General features: G+C 56.3%; 2 rRNA genes. Both read right to left on the bottom strand.

Annotation, left to right across the window (positions count from 1 at the left end):
• Window positions 1–714, bottom strand: a 23S ribosomal RNA gene (locus ACJH6J_RS30355); the annotation flags it as partial.
• 427 nt (window positions 715–1,141) lie between these two features.
• Window positions 1,142–1,553 (bottom strand): 16S ribosomal RNA (locus ACJH6J_RS30350); the annotation flags it as partial.

Raw genomic sequence — 1,553 nt, 5'->3', positions numbered from 1 at the left:
CTACCCCCCACGGGTTAACCTCGCGACATGTCCCTGACTCGCAGGCTCATTCTTCAAAAGGCACGCCATCACCCCACCAAAGGAGGGCTCTGACGGATTGTAGGCACACGGTTTCAGGTACTATTTCACTCCCCTCCCGGGGTACTTTTCACCATTCCCTCACGGTACTAATCCGCTATCGGTCATCAGAAGGTATTTAGGCTTACCGAGTGGTCTCGGCAGATTCACAGCAGATTTCACGGGCCCGCTGCTACTCGGGAACACCATCAAGGCAGACATCGGGTTTTCACGTACGGGACTCTCACCCTCTACGGCAGGCCATCCCAAGCCACTTCCGTTAACCACGACATTTTCTTACTGCCCTCCAGCTGAGTAGAACTGGAAAGATAGGTCCCACAACCCCGCACACACAACCCCTACCCGGTATCACATGCATACGGTTTAGCCTCATCCGCTTTCGCTCGCCACTACTCACGGAATCACAATTGTTTTCTCTTCCTACGGGTACTGAGATGTTTCACTTCCCCGCGTTACCTCCCACACCCTATATATTCAGGTGCGGGTAACACGACATCACTCGTGCTGGGTTTCCCCATTCGGACATCCTCGGATCAACGCTCGGTTGGCAACTCCCCGAGGCTTATCGCAGCCTCCTACGTCCTTCATCGGCCTCTGATGCCAAGGCATCCACCATGCGCCCTTAAACACTTACGCACAAAAACCAATTGAAAACAAGAATCAAAATTGCACATCAACAACACACAGACGGAAAAACCAACGACCCGAAAGCCGCCGGCCACCATTTCTGCGCGCGTTAGATGCTCGCAACCACTATCCACGAATCAAACACCACACCCCACCACCAAAACCGGTGAGGCAACAACAACCCCCACCCCGCAACCGGGGCGTCCCCCACCCTCTAACCGAGAGGGGAGCGAACGGGCCTGTTGTCTCAGGACCCAACAGTGTGTCTGGCAATTCTTCACGACCAACGCTTTCCAGCCGGCCGAACGTTTGTTGTCATATGCACCCGCCGGAGCGGCCCACTACAGGCGCCGGCGACAATCCCAACCATGAACCCCGGCACTGTTGCCGGCATGGGGGAAACCCTGGATCAGGGCATGTAAATGGTGCTCCTTAGAAAGGAGGTGATCCAGCCGCACCTTCCGGTACGGCTACCTTGTTACGACTTCGTCCCAATCGCCGATCCCACCTTCGACGGCTCCCTCCACAAGGGTTAGGCCACCGGCTTCGGGTGTTACCGACTTTCATGACGTGACGGGCGGTGTGTACAAGGCCCGGGAACGTATTCACCGCAGCGTTGCTGATCTGCGATTACTAGCGACTCCGACTTCACGGGGTCGAGTTGCAGACCCCGATCCGAACTGAGACCGGCTTTGAAAGGATTCGCTCCACCTCACGGCATCGCAGCCCTTTGTACCGGCCATTGTAGCATGTGTGAAGCCCTGGACATAAGGGGCATGATGACTTGACGTCATCCCCACCTTCCTCCGAGTTGACCCCGGCAGTCTCCTACGAGTCCCCGGCATAAC

It is taken from the genome of Mycobacterium sp. SMC-18 (assembly GCF_045310895.1).
Taxonomy (GTDB): Bacteria; Actinomycetota; Actinomycetes; order Mycobacteriales; family Mycobacteriaceae; genus Mycobacterium.
The sequence above is the reverse complement of the archived record's forward strand: the minus strand, read 5'-3'. Positions and strand labels throughout refer to the sequence as shown.